General features: G+C 43.3%; 18 protein-coding genes. 9 read left to right on the top strand and 9 right to left on the bottom strand.

The annotated features are described in order from the left end of the window. The first annotated feature begins 138 nt into the window (after positions 1-138). From NM125_RS12565 to NM125_RS12540, 6 genes are all read left to right on the top strand, one after another. A complete protein-coding gene (locus tag NM125_RS12565; RefSeq protein WP_255135292.1) occupies positions 139-702 on the top strand; it encodes a YceI family protein in 564 nt (187 codons plus the stop codon). A gap of 92 nt (positions 703-794) precedes the next feature. Then, entirely contained in the window at positions 795-1346 is a 552-nt protein-coding gene (locus NM125_RS12560) for a DUF6580 family putative transport protein (RefSeq protein WP_255135291.1), read from the top strand. A 102-nt stretch (positions 1347-1448) separates the two neighbouring features. Then, on the top strand, positions 1449-2126 hold the full coding sequence (locus NM125_RS12555) for a DUF4956 domain-containing protein (RefSeq protein WP_255135290.1): 678 nt from the start codon (positions 1449-1451) through the stop codon (positions 2124-2126). A gap of 9 nt (positions 2127-2135) precedes the next feature. Continuing rightward, a complete protein-coding gene (locus NM125_RS12550) occupies positions 2136-3134 on the top strand; it encodes an HlyD family secretion protein (protein WP_255135289.1) in 999 nt (332 codons plus the stop codon). Further along, entirely contained in the window at positions 3131-4369 is a 1239-nt protein-coding gene (locus NM125_RS12545; RefSeq protein ID WP_255135288.1) for a TolC family protein, read from the top strand. Before NM125_RS12550 ends, NM125_RS12545 begins: the two co-directional genes overlap by 4 nt. After that, positions 4366-5082: an SDR family NAD(P)-dependent oxidoreductase gene (locus NM125_RS12540; RefSeq protein WP_255135287.1), complete on the top strand. Its 717-nt coding sequence runs from the start codon at positions 4366-4368 to the stop codon at positions 5080-5082. Before NM125_RS12545 ends, NM125_RS12540 begins: the two co-directional genes overlap by 4 nt. On the opposite strand, the gene NM125_RS16000 is transcribed toward NM125_RS12540, so the two are convergent. Genes NM125_RS16000 through NM125_RS12530 form a run of 3 tightly spaced genes read right to left on the bottom strand, consistent with a single transcriptional unit; the run spans position 5079 to position 6874 of the window. Further along, positions 5079-5222, bottom strand: coding sequence for a DUF2256 domain-containing protein (locus NM125_RS16000; RefSeq protein WP_349294190.1), 144 nt, complete (start codon positions 5220-5222; stop codon positions 5079-5081). The genes NM125_RS12540 and NM125_RS16000 overlap by 4 nt on opposite strands. Next, positions 5215-5433, bottom strand: a complete 219-nt coding sequence (locus NM125_RS12535; RefSeq protein ID WP_349294189.1) for a DUF3253 domain-containing protein — start codon at positions 5431-5433, stop codon at positions 5215-5217. The genes NM125_RS16000 and NM125_RS12535 overlap by 8 nt, the downstream gene beginning before the upstream one ends. A gap of 16 nt (positions 5434-5449) precedes the next feature. After that, positions 5450-6874 (bottom strand): DASH family cryptochrome, encoded by a 1425-nt coding sequence (locus tag NM125_RS12530; protein ID WP_255135285.1) that lies wholly within the window; start codon positions 6872-6874, stop codon positions 5450-5452. A gap of 127 nt (positions 6875-7001) precedes the next feature. Here NM125_RS12530 and NM125_RS12525 point away from each other — a divergent pair, with 127 nt between their 5' ends. After that, entirely contained in the window at positions 7002-8012 is a 1011-nt protein-coding gene (locus tag NM125_RS12525; RefSeq protein WP_255135284.1) for an isocitrate/isopropylmalate dehydrogenase family protein, read from the top strand. An 80-nt stretch (positions 8013-8092) separates the two neighbouring features. On the opposite strand, the gene NM125_RS12520 is transcribed toward NM125_RS12525, so the two are convergent. After that, positions 8093-8422, bottom strand: coding sequence for a phage holin family protein (locus NM125_RS12520; protein WP_255135283.1), 330 nt, complete (start codon positions 8420-8422; stop codon positions 8093-8095). An 80-nt stretch (positions 8423-8502) separates the two neighbouring features. Here NM125_RS12520 and NM125_RS12515 point away from each other — a divergent pair, with 80 nt between their 5' ends. Then, positions 8503-8934: a GNAT family N-acetyltransferase gene (locus tag NM125_RS12515; protein ID WP_255135282.1), complete on the top strand. Its 432-nt coding sequence runs from the start codon at positions 8503-8505 to the stop codon at positions 8932-8934. Here NM125_RS12515 and NM125_RS12510 read toward each other — a convergent pair. Both NM125_RS12510 and glmS read right to left on the bottom strand, forming a co-directional pair. Continuing rightward, positions 8926-9273 carry an Hpt domain-containing protein gene (locus tag NM125_RS12510; RefSeq protein WP_255135281.1) on the bottom strand — a complete coding sequence of 116 codons (348 nt, stop codon included), beginning with the start codon at positions 9271-9273 and terminating at the stop codon, positions 8926-8928. The genes NM125_RS12515 and NM125_RS12510 overlap by 9 nt on opposite strands. A gap of 407 nt (positions 9274-9680) precedes the next feature. Then, positions 9681-11513 carry a glutamine--fructose-6-phosphate transaminase (isomerizing) gene (gene glmS, locus NM125_RS12505; RefSeq protein WP_255135280.1) on the bottom strand — a complete coding sequence of 611 codons (1833 nt, stop codon included), beginning with the start codon at positions 11511-11513 and terminating at the stop codon, positions 9681-9683. A 109-nt stretch (positions 11514-11622) separates the two neighbouring features. Between glmS and NM125_RS12500 the strand changes: the two genes are divergently transcribed. Further along, entirely contained in the window at positions 11623-12816 is a 1194-nt protein-coding gene (locus NM125_RS12500; protein ID WP_255135279.1) for a putative sugar nucleotidyl transferase, read from the top strand. Here the strand turns inward: NM125_RS12500 and NM125_RS12495 are convergent, their stop codons facing one another. The 3 genes from NM125_RS12495 to NM125_RS12485 are packed head-to-tail and all read right to left on the bottom strand — an operon-like array spanning position 12817 to position 18892. Continuing rightward, entirely contained in the window at positions 12817-14010 is a 1194-nt protein-coding gene (locus tag NM125_RS12495) for a C40 family peptidase (protein ID WP_255135278.1), read from the bottom strand. 23 nt (positions 14011-14033) lie between these two features. Then, positions 14034-15416 (bottom strand): SusD/RagB family nutrient-binding outer membrane lipoprotein, encoded by a 1383-nt coding sequence (locus NM125_RS12490; RefSeq protein ID WP_255135277.1) that lies wholly within the window; start codon positions 15414-15416, stop codon positions 14034-14036. An 11-nt stretch (positions 15417-15427) separates the two neighbouring features. Further along, positions 15428-18892, bottom strand: coding sequence for a SusC/RagA family TonB-linked outer membrane protein (locus NM125_RS12485; RefSeq protein WP_255135276.1), 3465 nt, complete (start codon positions 18890-18892; stop codon positions 15428-15430). Positions 18893-19015: the final 123 nt, after the last annotated feature.

The following is a 19015-nucleotide window of genomic DNA, read 5'->3' as shown; positions in this document are numbered from 1 at the left end:
ACATTAAAGGAAATTATTTCCCGATTGGCTGTGTTGAGGCATTAGCATAAATCTAAAATCAATAACTATTACACAACCATGAGAATATTAAATAAAATAACATCCGTATTAGCATTAACTATTTTCGCGCTTTCATCTTTGGCATTAACAAAATATGCAGCCACCAGCTGGACGATTGACAAAGCCCACAGTGCAGTAAATTTTGAAGTAACTCACTTCTTTACACCGGTAAATGGTGAATTCAATAACTACGAAGCTACCGTTAACTTCGATCCGAATAATCTTGAAGAAAGCATGATCGATGTTAAGATTATGGTGAACAGCATTGATACAGACAACGAGAGAAGAGACGGTCACCTGAAAACAGCGGATTTTTTCAACGCAGAAAAATGGCCACACATCACATTTAAAAGCTCTGATATTGAGAAAACCGGAGACAACAAGTTTGTAGCAAACGGTACGCTCACGATTAAAGATGTATCCAAAGAAATTGCACTGCCATTTACTTTGCTGGGTATGAAAGACAACCCAATGAAAGAAAATACTATTGTGGCAGGTATCACAGCCTCTACAACCGTTGACCGAACCGACTATACCGTTGGAACCGGCGACTGGGCTTCTGATGCGGTAATCGGTGATGAAGTAACTGTTGACCTTAACCTTGAGCTAAACAGCAAAAAAGGCAACAGTTCCACAAAATAAATTAAGAAATACCGGATATTTCGAAAGCATCGTTTCATTTGAGGCGATGCTTTTTTTATTTTAGGGGTTCATATCAAGCATCAATCAGATCAATGAATAAGAAACGTTTTATAGTTTTATCCGGCTTTATCATAATTGCGGCACTCTCACGTATTATCCCGCATCCCTATAACTTCGCTCCTATAGGATCTATGTCTATTTTTGGGGCAGCGTATTTCACGGATAAGAAATTTTCTTTCCTGGTACCCCTTTTTGCTATGTTTTTCAGTGATCTGCTGGTTAATAACCTGTTGTATGCAAACTTTTATGGCGGTTTTACGCTCTTCACACCCGGGTTTTACTGGATGTACGGCGCTATCGCTCTCATCGTAGTAGCCGGTATTTTTATTCTGAAGAAAGTGAACACCACAACGGTGATTGCTGGTAGTTTAAGTGCTTCTGTTATCTTTTTCCTGGTTACCAATTTTGGAGTTTGGTTAAGCAACCCCATGTATCCGCAGGGTATTGAAGGCTTGTTGATGAGCTACACAGCCGGTATCCCATTTTTCCATTACACCGTAATCGGTGACTTGTTTTACTCTGGTGTAATGTTTGGAGCCTTTGAATATGCGAAAACCAAAACACCTGCTTTCCAGAGAGCCTGAAGGTTAATTTAATTTCATTTTTTCGGGGCCGATAAGAACGGTATAATTGATCCATAAAAATTTTGATCAGCCTCTGAGCATTCAGAGCCAGTAAATTATACTATGTTCGAATTATTCCCGGACCAGCCGGTTTATGATTACCCAACCTTACTGAATGTTTTCTATTCATTGGTTTGGGCTTTTGCTCTTTCTTCCTTGATTGCGATTACCCATAAGGTGACGTTTTCAGGTCACCAGTACCCCAAGAATTTTTTCCAGGGACTGGCTCTGGGTTCCATTGTTGCTGCTATGGTGATGATGGCTATTGGTGACAGCTTGGCTCGGGGTTTAGGAGCTTTTGGTGCTTTAGCTATGATTCGTTTCCGAACCCGGATTCAGGACGTCCGCAATATCCTGTTTATTTTTGCTTCTCTGAGTGTGGGTTTAGCTATCGGGGTTTTTGGGTATACCATTGCTTTTGTGGGAACCATACTTTTTTGCACCATGGCACTGGTGCTTCATTTAAGTCCGTTTAGCACAAAGGATGGGATTCGGGGAACGCTCACTTTTCGTCTTCAGGACGGAAAAGGTCACGAACGGGTGCTGGCTATTTTAGATAAGTACTGCACCGATTACGACGATGTTGAAATCACCGCCAGAAATAATGGCCGGTACGATTATGAGTACCAGATTGAGTTTATGCACGAAGGTGACAACCGAAAGTTTTTGGAAGAAATGAGGGCCATTGAACATACGCTGCGGGTCCGCATTACTTTCAAAGATTTCCAGGAAAACAATTAACGTGGAGGAATGATGCTCAAAAAAATAAATTCCTTTTACCTGTTTATAGCGCTTCTGTTTGCCGGGCTTTTTGCGGTGAATTCCCAATACTTCAAAGGGAGTAAATCGTTTGTTGGGGTCACGTATTCCAAAATTTATAATATCAACATTGAGAAGCCGGCGGTTGTTAAAAATGTGCATGTGGTTCCGGGACAAACGGTAGAGCCTGGCGAGATTCTGGTGGAATTAGAGAGCCCACAGCTTAACCTGGAAATACAAAAGCTTCGAAAAGAGCTGGAGATTTACGAATCGCAGAAGATAGAGCAACAAAAACTGCTGGAATCGGAACTGGAACTTTTGGAGTCTCAGAAAAGGATAATCCGCAATGAAATTGAGAATGAAGTTGAATTATTGCAGCGTCGCATCCAATTAAACCGGTCGCTAACGGATTCCATTTTAGCCAACAGAACTACAAATCTTGAAGACGATACGTTAGGAACTCTTCAGCTTCAAATTAAGTCCATTCGACAAAAAGGTGAGCTTGAGCTGGAAGCCGTTAATATCCGAATTGCTGATTTGAAACAAGATCATACTTTTGATCAGTCTCAGCTGGAGGCCAAAATTGAACTTGCCCGGCAGGAATTAAACTGGAAGATGCAGGAAGATCGCAACCTGAATAAGTATGCTACCTTTTCCGGAGTTATTGAGAACGTATATATAAAACCCAACGAGCAGGTTCAGGAATTTACATCGCTGATCTCGATTAACCCGGTTAATCCTACTTCTGTGGTAGGGTATCTGGTTGGTAAAAAAGATCGCAGCCAGCAATTGGGGCAAACGGTAACGGTGCGCTCAATGGAGCATCCCGATCTGCAAACTACAGGATCTATTATTGGTTTTGGTTCGGTAGTGTTATTACCCGAAGTCCTTCAGAAAACAACCACCATTCAAACGTTTGGCCTGGAAGTTTTTATTGAAATCCCGGAGAAAAACGACCTGCCTGTTGGAGAGAAAATTATCATAAGATGAGAACTGCTTTCCTCTTTCTGACCGTATTTATCATTCTTGTGTTATCCAACCCGTTCAAAGCAATAGCACAGCATACCGTATCGGATTTTCTGCTCACCGCATTTGAAGACCGAAATACATCTCATTTTGACGCTCAAAGGGCATTTTTAAAGCCCCGCAATTATCGCTATCCCATCCTGGAAGAAGTTGAACTACGCATGGGAAACGACGAACAAACCTACGAAGACCTGCAGTATGCATTGCGATTGAGACCGGGGAATCCATGGAGAATTCGACGGAATAACGCATTTTTTAACGCCACCCGAAAAGAGTTAGAGCTTCAGAAAAGGCGGGAGTACAAAGAGAATTTAATGATGCGTTATGAGCTGGCTTTAGAATATTTCCTTAACCGGGAGTTGGCAGCGATGGTAGAAGAGAGTTTGGATATCATTTCCCGAAAAGCCAACATCATGGAAGAGAACCTGCAAAGTGAACTTTTTGACGGAAAGGATTATTCCGAAGCAAAACTGGATCAGGTGGAGGCCATTGAAAAGCTTGAAGAATCATTGGTTGAGTTAAACCGGATAAAGGCCGAAATAGAACTTATTCTTGATACCGGTGACTTAAATTGGATCAATTTTTCACTTATTCAGGTAGAAACCATTGAAGAGCTTGCCGCAGATATCGCGACTCAATCAAACCCATCAGTAGAGCTGGATCTGATATCCCAACGGGCAGAAGTTGCCCGGCAGGAGGGCAGAGTAGAAAAAGCGGATTTTGACATCGGATATGCTCAGCTTGAATACTTTCCTTTTACTAACCGAAAATCTAATTATGGGTTCTCGGTTGGGGTTACGCTTCCGATTTTTAAGGATAACAAGCCTCAGATTGCGGAAAGAAAGCTGGATGAGTTAGAACTGGAAGGAGAGTTCGAATTTGAGCAGCATCGCGATTCAATCAATAAAATCAGGGAGTACCAGCACTTGAAAAATTTAATCGCCCAGCACCGGCTTATGCTTAAAAAGGTGGATGAACTGAATTTGAAAGCCATGCAAAACAACCTAGCCAATAGCGAAGATTTTGATCCACTCACCATCCTGGATTTACAGGAAGGCATTGCTAAACTGGACGAAGTAATTTTGAAATCGAGGTTTCGGGTATTATCACAGTTTGTCGATTTTCTTTATACTTATGATGCGCTCGCTAAGAGTCCGCTAACTAATTACCTGTCAGAAGACTTAATGCTCATAGAATGAATATCCTAATTACCGGCGCCACTTCCGGAATCGGCAAAGAACTGGCCCTTCAACTCACTTCAAAAGGGCACAAGGTCGGCTTGATGGGAAGGCGAACGGAGCGGTTGCAAGAGCTGAAAGATGAAATCGGAGACATCGCATTCATCAGAACCCTGGATGTAACCAATCACGAAAAAGCGGAAGAGGTATATAACAGCCTCATCGATGAAATGGGCGGAATGGATGTCATGATTTTGAATGCAGGCATCGGGCGCATTCAGATGCTGCCGCCCTGGGAAGCAGAATCAAAACTGATTGAGGTAAATGCACTGGCCTTTGCCCACGGTTGCCATTTTGCGATGGATTATTTCAGAAATCGGGAAAGCGGTCATATAGTAGGGATGTCGTCAATGGCAGCATTGTTGGCTCATCACCGTGCAGCTGCCTATACCGCATCCAAGCATTTTATTTCAAATTATATGAAGGGATACCGGCAAAAAGCGAAGCGGATGAATGCCGATATAACGATCACGGAAATTCGTCCCGGCTACGTGTGGACAGAGATGACAGAGCGGGCGAAAGGAATGTTCTGGGTGGCACCGGTAGAAAAAGCTGTAAGCCAAATGGTAACCGGTATAGAAAAGAGGAAAAATTACGTATATGTAACCAAGCGCTGGCAGCTGTTGGCCTGGGTTGCCAAATTGGTACCCGAATGGGTGTGGGATCGACTTTAATTTTTATTTCTGCGACAACCCTCGCTGCAGTATTTTACATTCTCCCAGTCATCTTCCCATTTCTTTCGCCATTTAAAAGGGCGATTACAAACCGGACAAATCTTCTCAGGTAAGTCCGATTTCTTTCTCATCTTAGTCATCGCTTTTGACAAGGGATAATCGGGCGGACTTTTTAGTTTGATTCAGAACAACGGCTTTTGCTTTTCGGGTGATACTTGCCATCTTTTCACTTTGCAGCTCTCCTGCCATTGTTCGTACTTCGTCAACATGATCTTTCCAGACATCGGTAAATAAGTTCTTAGTCACCTCTGTTGGTGATACGGAATCATCCTGACCTCGATTTCTCTTCATCGGAAGAATACGACTTCTATTCTCTTGCTTTGATTTCTTCATAACTTTCCTCAAGGTTTATCATCGGCTTTGGATATGAATCTCCAATCTCTACGGAATGTAACGTTTGTTGTTCGGGATTCATTTTATGCGGTTCATGGATAAATTCTTTAGGGACTTTTTCAAGCTCCGGTATCCAGTGCCGTACGTACTCACCCTTTTTATCGTATTTCTCAGCCTGATTGATAATGTTGAAATACCGGTTCCTCGGGTCGTGACCTACCGTTGAGTTGTAAGCCCAATTTCCATAATTGCTGCACGGATCGTAATCCAATAACAGCGATTCGAAATACTCGGCTCCCATTCTCCAATCTATATTCAGATTCTGGGCAAGGAAACTCGCTACATTCTGCCGGCCACGGTTACTCATGTAGCCGGTAGCGTTCAATTCACGCATGTTAGCATCAATAAAAGGAATTCCGGTGTTACCTTCAGCCCATTTTTTAAAATCTTTACGATCGGTCCTCCATGTTCTTTCTTTGGATTGGATGCCGGATTGCCAAAACAGTTTATCGCCGTGTTTCCAGACCGAAAACCGAAAGTAATCTCTCCAGATCAGTTCAAATATCATCCAGTAGGTGGAAACATTGTTTGTACGTTCGTCCTCATATTTCTTTACCTGCCAATAAATTCTGCGGGGTGAAAGGCATCCGTTAGCAAGCCAGGGGGAGAACTTTGAGGAATAATCAGCTCCTAAAAGGCCGTTTCGGGTGTATTTATAGTTCTTCAACTGGTCTTTTTCCCAGAAATATTCCTGCAGTCGTTGCAAGGCCTCATCCTCGCCGCCTTTGAAATCAATTACGCCCCGGTCATCTCGGGGGATAGCTTCAAGCCCTAAATCCTTTAGCGAAGGTAATGGGGCTGAGTTAACATCCCGAACCTGCTTTACGTCACTGCGAAATTTGAGTTCTTTTCTTACTTCCGATTGCTTTTCCGTTCTCTTCCGGAATTGTGTGAATACCTCCGGGATTTCATTTTTTGAGAACGGGATATCATTGATGTGAAACAGTGTGCTTCCCCAAACAAAACTCAGTTTATCGCCAATTTTATTTTTGATGCCTTCCTCAACATTAATTTCCTCTCGGGTAATTTCTTTGTGGGTAAAAGCAAGATCGATGCTATGCTCTTCCATTAGCCGAGGTAAAATCTCTTCAGGCTTACCCATTCTGAAAATTAAATCAAGGGAATGTTTTTGGAGATTCGATTTGAGGTTCTCCAGCGACTCCAGTAAAAATCTTGCCCGATGTGCACCGGTTTTTGGAAACCCAAAGGAGGTCGTCTCAAAATGTCGGGGATCGAAAATATATACGGGTAAAATTTCCTCGGCTTGTGAGGCTTTAGCCAACGCTTCGTTATCGTGTAAACGAAGATCATTTCTAAACCAAATAAGGGATCTCTTCATATCCTTTTAATTAGTAAAAGCTGAAGCGAACGTCTTTCATTCCAAAAAATAAGCAGCACTCACATTTGGGAGTATATATCGGTATATTTACGGTTCGAAAAATTTCAAGATAAAGACCGATCAATAAATGAAAAATGTTGTGTTAATCCCCGGTGATGGAATCGGGGCGGAGATCACTAATTCCGTAACTACTATTCTGGAAGAAGCAGGAGCTGAGATCAATTGGATTGAATGCTCGGCAGGACTGAAAGCCTACGAAGAAACCGGAAATCCCCTTCCTGAAGAAACCATTGAAGCTCTGGATGAGCATCGGATATCACTGAAAGGACCCCTGACTACGCCCGTTGGATCAGGATTCAGGTCGGTGAATGTGGCACTTCGGCAAAAATTTAATTTGTATAGCAACATCCGGCCGGCTCGTACACTGCCAAGTATCGACAGCCCATTCCGGGGAGTGGATATGGTACTCTTCCGGGAGAACACTCAGGGTTTATATATCGGAAAGGAAGAATGGATAGAAGAGGCGGATAATAAGAAACACGCAGAAGCTATTGCAGTTGTAACAGAGGAAGCCAGCGAGAAAATTATCCGTGCTGCTTTTGAGTATGCCGTTAAGAATGAGCGAAAGAAAGTGACGCTGGTTCACAAAGCTAACATTCTAAAGCTGACTACCGGTTTATTCCTGGAGGTTGGCAGAAAGATTGCTAAAGAATATAAAGACATCGAGTTTCAGGACCTGATTGTTGATAACATGGCCATGCAAATGGTGCTTCGTCCCCAGCAGTTTGATGTGGTAGTTACCACCAATCTGTTTGGAGATATTCTGTCTGACCTGGCATCAGGCTTGGTTGGTGGACTTGGAGTTACCGGAGCTGCTAATATCGGTGATGATGCTGCGATGTTTGAAGCTGTTCACGGTTCCGCTCCCGATATTGTTGGGAAGAACGTGGCCAACCCGATGGCGCTTTTGTTTTCTTCATTAATGATGCTGGAGCATATTGATCAAAAGCAGATTGCTGAAAACATTCGAAAAGCAGTTTATAAAACACTGGTAGAGAAGAAGGTGTATTGCACGCCGGATATTGGAGGTGAAGGTACTACTTCGACATTCACTCAGGCTGTGTGCGACAATATTTGATGAACGTTTAAATACAGTACACAAGAAAAGGCTGCCGGGAAGGCAGCCTTTTTTATTTCAGGTTGTTGGTAGGCTATGGTCTATCCAAATAACTTAAACAAAGCCCAGCTAATCATAGACATCACCAGCCCGAAAGCAAGTGCCCAGCCAAAGCTTTTAACTTTGAATCCGTCTACCATGGCATCCACCAGCATGATGAGGCCGGCGTTAATAACCCATACAAAAAGGCCGAATGTGAGAATGGTGATTGGTAAGCTCAAAATTAATAGAATCGGCTTCACAAATACGTTTATAATCGCGAGAAGAGCGGCAACAAAAACAGCACTCCAGAAATTCTTAATTTCGACTCCTTTAAGTAAGCTTGCAGTGGCGTAGATGGAAATACTGTTTAATAACCAGGCCCAAATCATAATGGTGGAATTTTGTTAAAAGTGGCCTTTCTGTACGAACCCGACCGCAAAATGGTTACATTAAACTAAAAATTGATTGGATGGAAACGATACATAAATCATTTGAAGAACTCAGCTCCGTTCAGCTGCAGGATATTTTCAGGCTAAGGCAAAACGTATTTATCATAGAGCAGCAATGTTTCTATGAGGATATTGATGGAGCTGATGCCAAAGCAGAACACCTGTTGATCTACGATGAAGAAAAGCTGGCGGCTTACCTGCGGATTTTTCCCTATGGAGTAAAGTATGAAAATGAAGCTAATATGGGTCGGATCGTCGTTGACCCGGAGTTCAGAGGTACCGGTTTAGGCGAAAGGCTTATCAAAAAGGGAATTGAGCTATGCGACAAAAAACCGATTCGGATTGAAGCTCAGGCAGCTTTAGAAAAATACTATAATGGCTTTGGTTTTAAGGCAGAGGGAGAAGTCTATGTGGTAGATGATATCGACCACCTACAGATGGTATTAGCTTAGCTCTTGCTTTTTATTTTTAAGATCATCTACAACTTCCAGATATCCTTGCTCAAGTTGATCTATTAAACCCGGAATTGATTTAAGATTGATTGTCTCTTTACCAAACTTTTCTAAATCCTGGGCTATTTCGTTTAAGGCGGTAAGACCTACATACAAAAACATAGGTTTCAATTTGTGAGATTCAGCCCCCAATTCTTTCCAGTGTTCTTCTTGGTGTGCCTGCTTAATCTTATCAATATGCTTGGGAGTTTCTGATAACATGAGGTCTATCATTTCAACCATAACCTCGTTGTCGCCCCCGGTAATATTCTCCAAATAACTCAGATCAATTTTCCCCATAAACCAGTAGTCCTTTAAACTTTATGAAACAAATGTAGGTAACTTTTTATAAATAAAGTATTCAAATATGGGTATTATTTTTCTGGAAGAGGTTCCTGGAAACACAGAATATCCATGCCCTGTAAAGTGAAGAGGAGAATAAATGTAAAGGTGAATCAGCCTGTAAATATTACAATGCCCACCAGCACAAGCACCACGATTTTAAATATAAAAGCCTTCCAGTTTCTCATTTTAGAATAATTACTAACCAAAGAGGAAATGGATTGAAAGCAATTATACGATAAAAGTCAAGTTATCCACAGCTGCTTAAATAAAAAATTTTAAGAAATATTTATTTCAGGCTGCAAATTATGTGATTTTTGGTATGTGGATAATTCAACGATTGAGTTATCCACAACACCAGTGCTTTATTCAACAGTTACACTTTTGGCCAGATTTCTGGGCTGATCTACATTACACCCACGATTAACAGCGATGTAATAAGAAAGCAACTGAAGAGGGATCACCGTCAATAATGGAGAAAGCACATCCATGGTTTCAGGAACAATGGATTTAAACTCGGCAAGATCTTCTACTTCTTCATTTCCGGGATTTGTGATAGCAATTATTCTTCCCTTTCGCGCTCTCACTTCCTCAATATTGCTGATCATTTTGTCGTTGGTGTGTTGGGTTGCAGCGATTACCACCACCGGCATCATTTCATCAATCAGCGCAATGGGGCCGTGCTTCATTTCGGCAGCCGGGTATCCTTCAGCGTGAATGTATGAGATCTCCTTGAGCTTTAACGCACCTTCAAGGGCAACGGGAAAGCTGTAAGAACGACCTAAATACAAGAAATTGGGAGCATAGGAAAACAGATTCGAAATTTCCTTGATTTCATCGGTAGATTCTAAAATCTCTTCTATTTTGGCGGGGATCTGTGCTAACTCGCCAATCAGTTTTTTAGCTTCTTTATTGTCAATGGTCTTTTTATACAGTCCCAGTTTAATTGCCATCATAGTGAGAACTGTTACCTGTGCAGTAAATGCCTTGGTGGATGCAACCCCAATCTCAGGTCCTGCATGAATATACACGCCGGCATCGGTTTCCCTGGCTATGGTAGATCCAACAACATTAACCACACCCAGAACCAATGCCCCTCGTGATTTTGCCTCCCGCAGTGCGGCAAGGGTATCGGCAGTTTCACCACTTTGAGAAATCACGATCATCACATCGCCTTCTCCAATAAGCTGTTCTTTGTATCGAAATTCTGAAGCGTATTCTACTTCTACCGGAACTTTGGCCAGATATTCGAACAAATATTCGCCCACTAATCCCGAATGCCAGCTGGTACCACAAGCCGCAATAATAATTCTTCTGGCGTTTACCAGCTGATCCATAATTCCTTCGATGCCGCCGAGGGTGACTGTGCCTTCTTCAGCATTGATTCTACCTCTCAGGCAATCGGAAAGAGCTTTGGGTTGCTCAAAAATTTCCTTGAGCATGAAATGGTCATACCCGCCTTTCTCAATTTCTTCAAGGCTTAAAGCAAGTTCGTGAATTTCCTTGGATAGCTCTATCTGGTCGGCAGATTCTACTGTGTAATCGTCTTTTCTGATGACTGCGATTTCGCCGTCATCCAGGTAAATAACTTTATCGGTATAAGCAGCTACGGCGGATGCATCGGAAGCGATTAACATTTCACCTTCCCCAACACCAAGTAAGAGTGGCGAACCTTTACGTGCTACCACGATTTGATCCGGGAAATCTGAATGGACAAGTGCGATTCCATACGTACCATTCACCTGATGTAGTGCTAATTGAACGGCCTTCTTCAGATCTGAAGCATCTTTTTCGAGAAAGCTTTCGATCAGCTTGGTAAGTACTTCGGTATCAGTTTCCGAATAAAAGGTGTATCCCTGATCGCTTAATTTCTTTTTCAGGGTGTTATAATTCTCGATAATGCCGTTATGAACAAGAGCCAGCTTGCCATTTTGGCCGGTATGTGGGTGAGAATTGATATCATTAGGTTCGCCATGAGTAGCCCACCGGGTATGACCAATTCCTACGGTTCCATTCTCTGATGGGGTGATCATTTTCTCAAGAGAAGCAACTTTCCCTTTCCCTTTTTTGATCTTTAGCTCTCCGTTTATGACGGCTAATCCGGCTGAGTCATATCCCCTGTATTCAAGTCTCTTGAGCCCATCGATAATAATTTTGCTGGCTTGTTGATCGCCAATGTACCCTACAATTCCACACATACAGTCTAACTATTAAAAAATTTTTTTTGGCTTATTTAATCCTTAAATATAATGCGAAGTTTAAAGAATGACGATTATAATTTCATACTAATAAACACTGCTTATACATATGGGGATTTGTTTTTTTAATGATGATCAGGTTAAAAGGTTCCAGCCACTCACCTTAACACGGCCAATGGATGATCTGAGGGTGGGGGTACTTACAATTCGGGAGAAATGGATTAAGTCGCTCGAAAACAGCGAGTTTAGTCGGTTATTGCCGGATTATTTGAATGGCGTTTTTGAAAAAGGAAAGGTAGAAGGGAATGAGGAGGTACTATGGCTCAACTCAAGAATGTTGCCCTCCCAAAGTTTCCTCGGTGCGTTGAAGGCTCTTCAAGAAGGACAAAAACTGGTGTTCAAAGGAGTTACGGTTGCGGCTAAGGTGAATGCTAAGTCCTCTGCGAAAATGTTTAGTGAAAACAGCTTTAACGACGCTGGCTTGGATACAATTGAGGTAAAGGAAGTTATTCACCTCGATCATTTGTGGGATTTACTCTCACTAAATTCTTATGAAATTGAAAAAGACATTCAGCTTTTGGGGTTGAAGTCAATTTCAGAACAGAAAGAAGAGATTCCTGAATCCGTTTATCATCCCAAAAATACATTTATAGGAAAAGATGTCCATATAGAACCGGGGTGTATTTTTATCGCTGAAAAAGGGCCGGTAGTCATTTGTGATGGCGCTACTATAGAAGCCGGCAGTATTCTCAGAGGACCCGTTGTAGTTGGTGAAGGAGCAACGGTAAAAATGGCAGCGCGAATTTATGATGGAACCACAATTGGTCCGGTCTGCAAAGTGGGAGGAGAAGTTGCCGGGTGTATTTTTCATTCCTACTCAAACAAGGCTCATGATGGATTTGCCGGGAATTCCATATTCGGGCAATGGGTGAACCTCGGAGCTAATACCATCACTTCAAATCTTAAGAACGACTATAAAAACATCGATGTAACCGACTGGATTACGAAGGATCTTATCCAAACGGGCCGGCAGTTTCTTGGAACGGTGATGGCCGATCATTCCAAAACAGCCATTAATACTATGCTAAATACAGGGACCATTTGTGGGGTAAGTTCAAATGTGTTTATAGATGAACTTTCCCCAAAAGTAATCGACTCGTTTACCTGGCTTGGTCCAAGGGGGCCTGCTATTTATCGGTTTGAAAAGGCAATCGAAGTGATGCAGGCCATGATGAAACGCCGCGATGTTGAACTAACCGATGACTACAAGCGGATGATGAAGCATATATTTACTTCCCGCTAACTACGGCAGGTTTATTTCATCATACATGGCTTGGGTTCGGATGATGTTCCCTTCCATATTTCCAAGATATCGGCGGGATTCGAGGTATCGGCCGGTGTTATAGGCATCATAGTTGGAGGCGGTAGAATCCACACTGCTGATTCGCACCTGCCTTGAGGAATGTATAAACTGATTGTCGCCAATCCACATCCCAACATGTACCACTCTGCGGCTTCTGTCTTCGGTAGCAGGACTTCCAAAAAACAATAAGTCGCCCGGCTGCAGTTGGTCCCAGTTTTTCTCATCGTCTACTTTTACGCCTGCATGCACCTGTTGAGAGGCGTCTCGTGGAATAATCATGCCATTCATGAGGTATATAGTTTTAGTAAAACCACTACAATCCACACCTTTAGTGGAGGTTCCTCCCCACAGATACGGGATGCCCATCATACTTTTGGCAGTTTGAACTAACGACTCCCGGGTAGCTTCCAGATCTTCAGTCCAGTCTGAGAATGGAGTAGCTTCACTTTTAGGGATAAAGCCCTCACGTCCATCGGGATATGAAATTCGATAATAACTTCCATTTGAACTTTCCAGCTTCAGAATGTTTCCGGCAGCCAGGTCACTTACTTTTTCCGAATTTTTTGATGGAGAGGAGTAAGCAAATCCATAGGTATCCAGGTAAATGAGCTTTTCAGCTGATTTCCATTCAAGATATTCAGACTTGTTCACTCGGTGCATACCGCCACTGTCAATCCAGGATAAATAATCCTCCGGTGTACGAACGTAATACCATCCGCCATCTTTTTTCAGAACCTGAAGGGGCATTCCCAGTAAAGTCTGCGTAGCAAGCTGAGCTGAATGTCTTGGTTCGGATCTTATATTAGACACAGAATTATTGACTATGCCATAAATTTTATCCCCCAATTCAGCAGAAGGCAATACTTTAATGCTGTCTATATAGGAGATGTTAGCTTTTGCAAGGGAATCGAGCAGTGCTTGCTTAGCTTCAGCATTTGTCGTTTCTCCGGTCAGGAGAAAGGGACTTCCCCCTGAAACCTGCACGTTAAATTGATCCACTCTTGAATCAGGAACAAAAGAATTTTCCACCTGGTCTATTAATCCCCGGAGGGTCTGTTGCCGGGGCCCGCTACAAGCTCCCAACAACAGAATTAAAACCAAAGCCAGTTTTAATGGATGTACTAAGTATTTCATAGATTTTATTGACGAATTTTGCATTAATCTTGATCCCACCATAGCCTGCCATAGATAGAATTCTGTCCACCAAACTGACGCTGGATAGCCTCTTCATAATTTTGAGTATTGTTGAGGGCTTCGTCAGAAGTGTAACTCTGCCTTAGGGGGACGGCATTACCATTAGGTTGCACCAGGTTGTCCGGGTAACCGGTTCGCCGCCATTCAGCCCAGGCCTGATATCCATGCATAAACAAATGAATGTACCGCTGGGTTGAAATTTGTTCAACGGCGTTGCCGGGATCGAAGGTAATATCCGGTTGAGCCAAATAGGCTGTAGCCTGGCTGGCATCTCCGGTCCATTGGGCGATTGAGCTTTCGATGGCATCGTTATAGTTGGTTGCGGGGTCTTCGGTAGTCCAGTTTAGGGCTGCAGCTTCTGCGCGTGCAAATAGAACTTCCGCATAGGTTACTAAATAAACGGGTGCATCCTGAGCATAAATGTCAGAGCCTAACAGGGAAAAGTCTTCGGTTCCAATGCTATCTTCTTCTCCAAACTGAAGACCTGCATATCCGCCTCCATTTCTCACTTCGTTGCCGTAAACAGGCAGGCGGGGGTCATTATAAGGATCCATTAAATCTACCAGGCTAACGGTCAAAGCCCACCACTCCCGGATCGGAGGATCTACGATTTGTCCATACCAGTAGTTTTGATTATTCGCATCAGCTAAATGCTGAAACAGAAAGTTGTCTTCATTGGAGGTAAAAACACCGTCATTCAACGCATCATTAAATTCGGTTTCTGCTAATGATGCGTTAACCTCTGATAGCCGCAGAGCCATCAGCAAGCGCAGGGAATTGCTGAATTTCACCCATTTCCCCATATCACCTTCGTAAATGATGTCATTGCTCAGGCTTCCGGATTGATCAATTTGATCGGCTGCTGCTTTAAGTTCAGCAAACAGATCTTCATAGATGGATTCCTGAGTGTCATAAACGGGGGTGAATTCTTCGGTACCCTGCAAGGCCTCAGAATAGGGAATATCTCCCCAGCGGTCGGTTACGTTCCAGAAAATATAAGCTTTCAGGATTCTGGCAACGGCTTTTTGGTTTTCGGTGGTAGCTACTTCTTCTGCGGTTTTAAGATTAACCAGTGGCCCCTGGTACCATCCGTAAAAGCTGGTTCCGCCTTCAGGGTATAAAGAAGCATCTACATATTGGGTTTCGGCCAAATACTGGGCCATGTATTGTGCGTTGGGTGATGAACTCAAACCCGGCAGCGAGAGCATTGCGTTTGCTATAAGCTGAGGTGCTGCAGCATCACTGGGCTGGTTGGGATTATTATTTATGTTGTTGAATTCGACGAGATCGCAGCTGCTGAAAATCGCAAATACAATCAGTGTAATAGGTATGAATAATTTTTTCATGGTTCTCTGATTTAAAAGGTTAGTTTTACATTCAAGCCATAAGAACGGACGGTATTTAACTGTCCGGATTCGTACCAGGTAATGTCCTGGCTGCCTGATGACAACTCTGAAGGATCGAGACCCTGAGGTGCTTTTTGCCAAATCATAAGCGGGTTATTAGCAAACACGGCTACATTAATCGATTTCACAGGGATTCTGGACATAACCTTATCCCCAAATGTATAGCCGAGTTTAACCTCGCTTAGCTTGATGTAGGAAGCGTCAATTACCCAGTCCTCATATACTTCATCACCAATAAGGTCGAAGTAGTCGTGGGCATCTACGTAGGCTGTAACTTCCTGTCCTGTTGAAGCAGAGATACCTTGTACTTTCACGCCGCCACCTTCACTGACGGGATCACGCACGTTGTTTCCTTTATCGTTTTTAGCCGCAGTCTGGCTGTGTAAACCCGTTCGGGTTGCAAGCATTTCTGAACGGCTGAAAAATTGTCCGCCTACCTGGAAACTGATCATAGTGGACAGACTAAAGTTTTTGTAGAAGAATAAATTCTGAAACCCACCGGTAAAATCAGGCAGTACAGACCCAAAATTGTGGGTAGCATCTGTCCAGAGTGGGAGGTTATCATCATCAAGAAGAATCATTCCCGTTTCAGAATCACGCTGATAGGCACGCCCAACCAGGCTTCCGTAGGTTTTGCCTTCATAGGAATTCAGGTAACTGGCTGTTGAAGAGTACACCGTAGAACCATGATTATATAAATCGATGTCGGGGTGTAACTTCACAACTTCATTGGTGTTACGGCTCAGGTTAAAGGTGGAATTCCAAACAAAGTCTCTTTGCTGAATGGGAGTACCGTTTAAGCTGACTTCAATCCCTTTATTCTCGATAAGCCCGGCGTTGATAATAGCTGATCCGTACCCGGTGGTTCCCGAGATATTGAGCGGGATAATCTGATTCTTGTTCTGTTGCAGGTAATAGGTAAAGTTCATTCCTACACGATCAAAGAACCGGATATCAAAACCTGCCTCGTAAGATGTAGAGAACGACGGTTTTATGTCCGGATTATTGATGTTTGACGGTACATCCAAGGTATTCTGTCCATCATAAACACTGCCCACATTGTAAACGGGGGTAGTTAAATAAGGACTTAAATCGGAACCGGCTTGTGCAAAGCTGGCACGGAGCTTACCAAATGAAAGTGCCTCCAGGTCTAATAACTCGCTAAACACAAAACTACCTGAGACGGAAGGGTACAGGTATGAGTTGTTGTCTTTAGGAAGGGTTGAAGATTTGTCGGATCTCAGACTTAAATCAAGGAAATAGGTATCTGAGAAGCCGAGCGAAACCAGGCCGTAGGCACTTACAATTTTCTTTTGCTCCAGGTAATTAAACACATTCGGGCGATCAACAGAAGCGTTGATGTTGAAATAACCCGGTGATGTAAGTCCACCCACTGTTGATTGGGAGATGTAAGAGTAATTACGATCGTATAAGTTGGTTCCAAGGGTGGCATCCAGGGATACATTTGCCCAGCTTTTTTGATACTGAGCTGATAACTCGTAATTCATCTCCTTGTTCTCATACTTACCAACTGAATATCCGGGGGTAGAAGTGCCACCAAAGTCGGTTTTTCCTTCAATATTCTGGATATAAATATCTCCCCGGATGTTAGCACTCACAACGAGGTTAGGCAGGGCTTCAAAGTGAGCGCCTACATTGCCAAATACCCGGTCGCGGCTATCGGTGCTTGTATTTTCATAAGCCTCGAAGTATGGATTGGCCCAGTATAAAGGGGATTTATTGGTGATTTCTCCGGTCGAAGAACTTGGAGATCTCATATTCCAGTGCATAACCGTTCCATCGGGATATCTGTAATCTTTCAGTCTTCCCATATCAAGGTTTCGTTGAAACCACTGCCGGAAGTACCGAGACCCAAACTGAGAGCCCTGTGGAGGGCGGCGGGCTTCGTTGGCAGCGTAATTGATATTAGCAGAAAAATCCCATTTGTCGCTGGCCTCAATATTGGCGCTTAACCCCAGGTTATTTCTGTTTAAATACGTGTTGGGATAGACACCGGTGATCTTGGTATCATTGAAGCTGAGCCTGAAATTTGTGCGCTCTTCTCCACCGGAAATGGTAACGCCATTGTCGGCGGTATAACCGGTTTCAAAAAAGTTTTGAATGTTATTGGGGTGAGCATCAAAAGGGGTAAGCTGTCCGTATTGCGGATCCTGTGGATAGAAACTGAAATATTCACGGACCAGAGTTCCGTCCATTTTTGGTCCCCAGCTCTCATCCACATTAACCTGAACATACTTGTCACCATTAGGCAATGTTCTCCATGTTTGGGACGAGCCGCCACCATACTTGTTCTGGTAACGCATAAAGTTGCCGGCTTGCTGGAAAGAAAGGTTGGAGTTGATCTGAACCTCAATTCCTCCGGCTTCATTTCCCTTGTTAGTAGTAATCATGATTACTCCATACTGCCCTCTGATTCCATACAAGGAAGAGGCAGCTGGCCCTTTTAACACGTTCACAGACTGTATGTCGTCCGGGTTGATATCCTGGGCAATGTTCCCATAATCTTCACCGGCACTTCCCGCAAAATTTGCGTTCGAAATGGGCGTGCCGTCAATAACGATAAGGGGTTGGCCTTCACCATTAATAGAATTCACCCCGCGTATTTTAATAGACTGCGTTCCGCCAAGGCTGGCTCCGGATGATCCCGTTACCTGCACCCCCGCTATTTTACCTGCAAGAGATCCGATAACGTTATTCTCGTTGGAGTAGGTCAGGTCTTCTCCATTCACCTGCTGGGTGGCATAACCTATAGAACGTTCGGAGCGATTAATGCCAAGTGCAGTTACTAATAGATCCTGGCTTAAAGGAACCACCACCAGTGCCACATCGATTTGTGTATTTCCATTAATGGGTACTTCCTGCGTTTCATATCCTACAAATGAAAAAAGAAGGGTGTCTTGCAGGGAAGGGGCATCGAGCTCATAATCCCCATTGGGGCCGGTAGAAGTACCAATGGTTGTTCCCTTAACCTGGATGTTTACACCCGGCAAAGGTTCATTGGTTTCTGCATCGGTTACCGTACCCGAGATGGTTTCCGGTATGGGGCTTTGGTTGGCTGACCGTTCCTGTTCAGGCAACTGTACGGCCAGGGTGTTATCGGTTTGCCGAAACCGCAATCCTGTTTGTCCGGTTACGGTCATTAGAACTTCTTCTACCGTTGCCGTCATTTTAGGAATGGTAATGCGTTTATTGCTCGACTCAATTACAGTCGTTTCATAAAGAAATTTAAAAGCCGTTTGTCGCTCTATTTCTTTAAAAACTTCCTGAATTGTTGCCTGCTCAAATTCAACGGTTACATCTACTTCACTAACACTTTGAGCCGAAGTTGTTCCGGCCATCAATGCTGTTGCGGTTATGAAACTGAATATAAATCCCCAAATAGTACAGAAAGACATATAAAGGATTGTTCTGAAGGTTATTATTTTCATAGATTACCAATGTTAATGGGCATAAGATGCCTGTTAAAATTAGAGGTCCGTTTTAATCCGATGCGCGAACATGAGTGATTAATTCGGGCC

Origin of the sequence: Gracilimonas sediminicola, from assembly GCF_024320785.1 — a bacterium.
GTDB lineage: Bacteria > Bacteroidota > Rhodothermia > Balneolales > Balneolaceae > Gracilimonas > Gracilimonas sediminicola.
This window is presented reverse-complemented; position numbering and strand designations above follow the sequence as displayed.

Bases quoted from the DNA above. Each gene is read 5' to 3' on its own strand.
- NM125_RS12560 (WP_255135291.1), top strand. From the start codon at position 795: ATGAATAAGAAACGTTTTATAGTTTTATCCGGCTTTATCATAATTGCG.
- NM125_RS12555 (WP_255135290.1), top strand. From the start codon at position 1,449: ATGTTCGAATTATTCCCGGACCAGCCGGTTTATGATTACCCAACCTTA.
- NM125_RS12550 (WP_255135289.1), top strand. From the start codon at position 2,136: ATGATGCTCAAAAAAATAAATTCCTTTTACCTGTTTATAGCGCTTCTG.
- NM125_RS12545 (WP_255135288.1), top strand. From the start codon at position 3,131: ATGAGAACTGCTTTCCTCTTTCTGACCGTATTTATCATTCTTGTGTTA.
- NM125_RS12540 (WP_255135287.1), top strand. From the start codon at position 4,366: ATGAATATCCTAATTACCGGCGCCACTTCCGGAATCGGCAAAGAACTG.
- NM125_RS16000 (WP_349294190.1), bottom strand. From the start codon at position 5,222: ATGACTAAGATGAGAAAGAAATCGGACTTACCTGAGAAGATTTGTCCG.
- NM125_RS12535 (WP_349294189.1), bottom strand. From the start codon at position 5,433: ATGAAGAGAAATCGAGGTCAGGATGATTCCGTATCACCAACAGAGGTG.
- NM125_RS12530 (WP_255135285.1), bottom strand. From the start codon at position 6,874: ATGAAGAGATCCCTTATTTGGTTTAGAAATGATCTTCGTTTACACGAT.
- NM125_RS12525 (WP_255135284.1), top strand. From the start codon at position 7,002: ATGAAAAATGTTGTGTTAATCCCCGGTGATGGAATCGGGGCGGAGATC.
- NM125_RS12520 (WP_255135283.1), bottom strand. From the start codon at position 8,422: ATGATTTGGGCCTGGTTATTAAACAGTATTTCCATCTACGCCACTGCA.
- NM125_RS12515 (WP_255135282.1), top strand. From the start codon at position 8,503: ATGGAAACGATACATAAATCATTTGAAGAACTCAGCTCCGTTCAGCTG.
- NM125_RS12510 (WP_255135281.1), bottom strand. From the start codon at position 9,273: ATGGGGAAAATTGATCTGAGTTATTTGGAGAATATTACCGGGGGCGAC.
- glmS (WP_255135280.1), bottom strand. From the start codon at position 11,513: ATGTGTGGAATTGTAGGGTACATTGGCGATCAACAAGCCAGCAAAATT.
- NM125_RS12500 (WP_255135279.1), top strand. From the start codon at position 11,623: ATGGGGATTTGTTTTTTTAATGATGATCAGGTTAAAAGGTTCCAGCCA.
- NM125_RS12495 (WP_255135278.1), bottom strand. From the start codon at position 14,010: ATGAAATACTTAGTACATCCATTAAAACTGGCTTTGGTTTTAATTCTG.
- NM125_RS12490 (WP_255135277.1), bottom strand. From the start codon at position 15,416: ATGAAAAAATTATTCATACCTATTACACTGATTGTATTTGCGATTTTC.
- NM125_RS12485 (WP_255135276.1), bottom strand. From the start codon at position 18,892: ATGTCTTTCTGTACTATTTGGGGATTTATATTCAGTTTCATAACCGCA.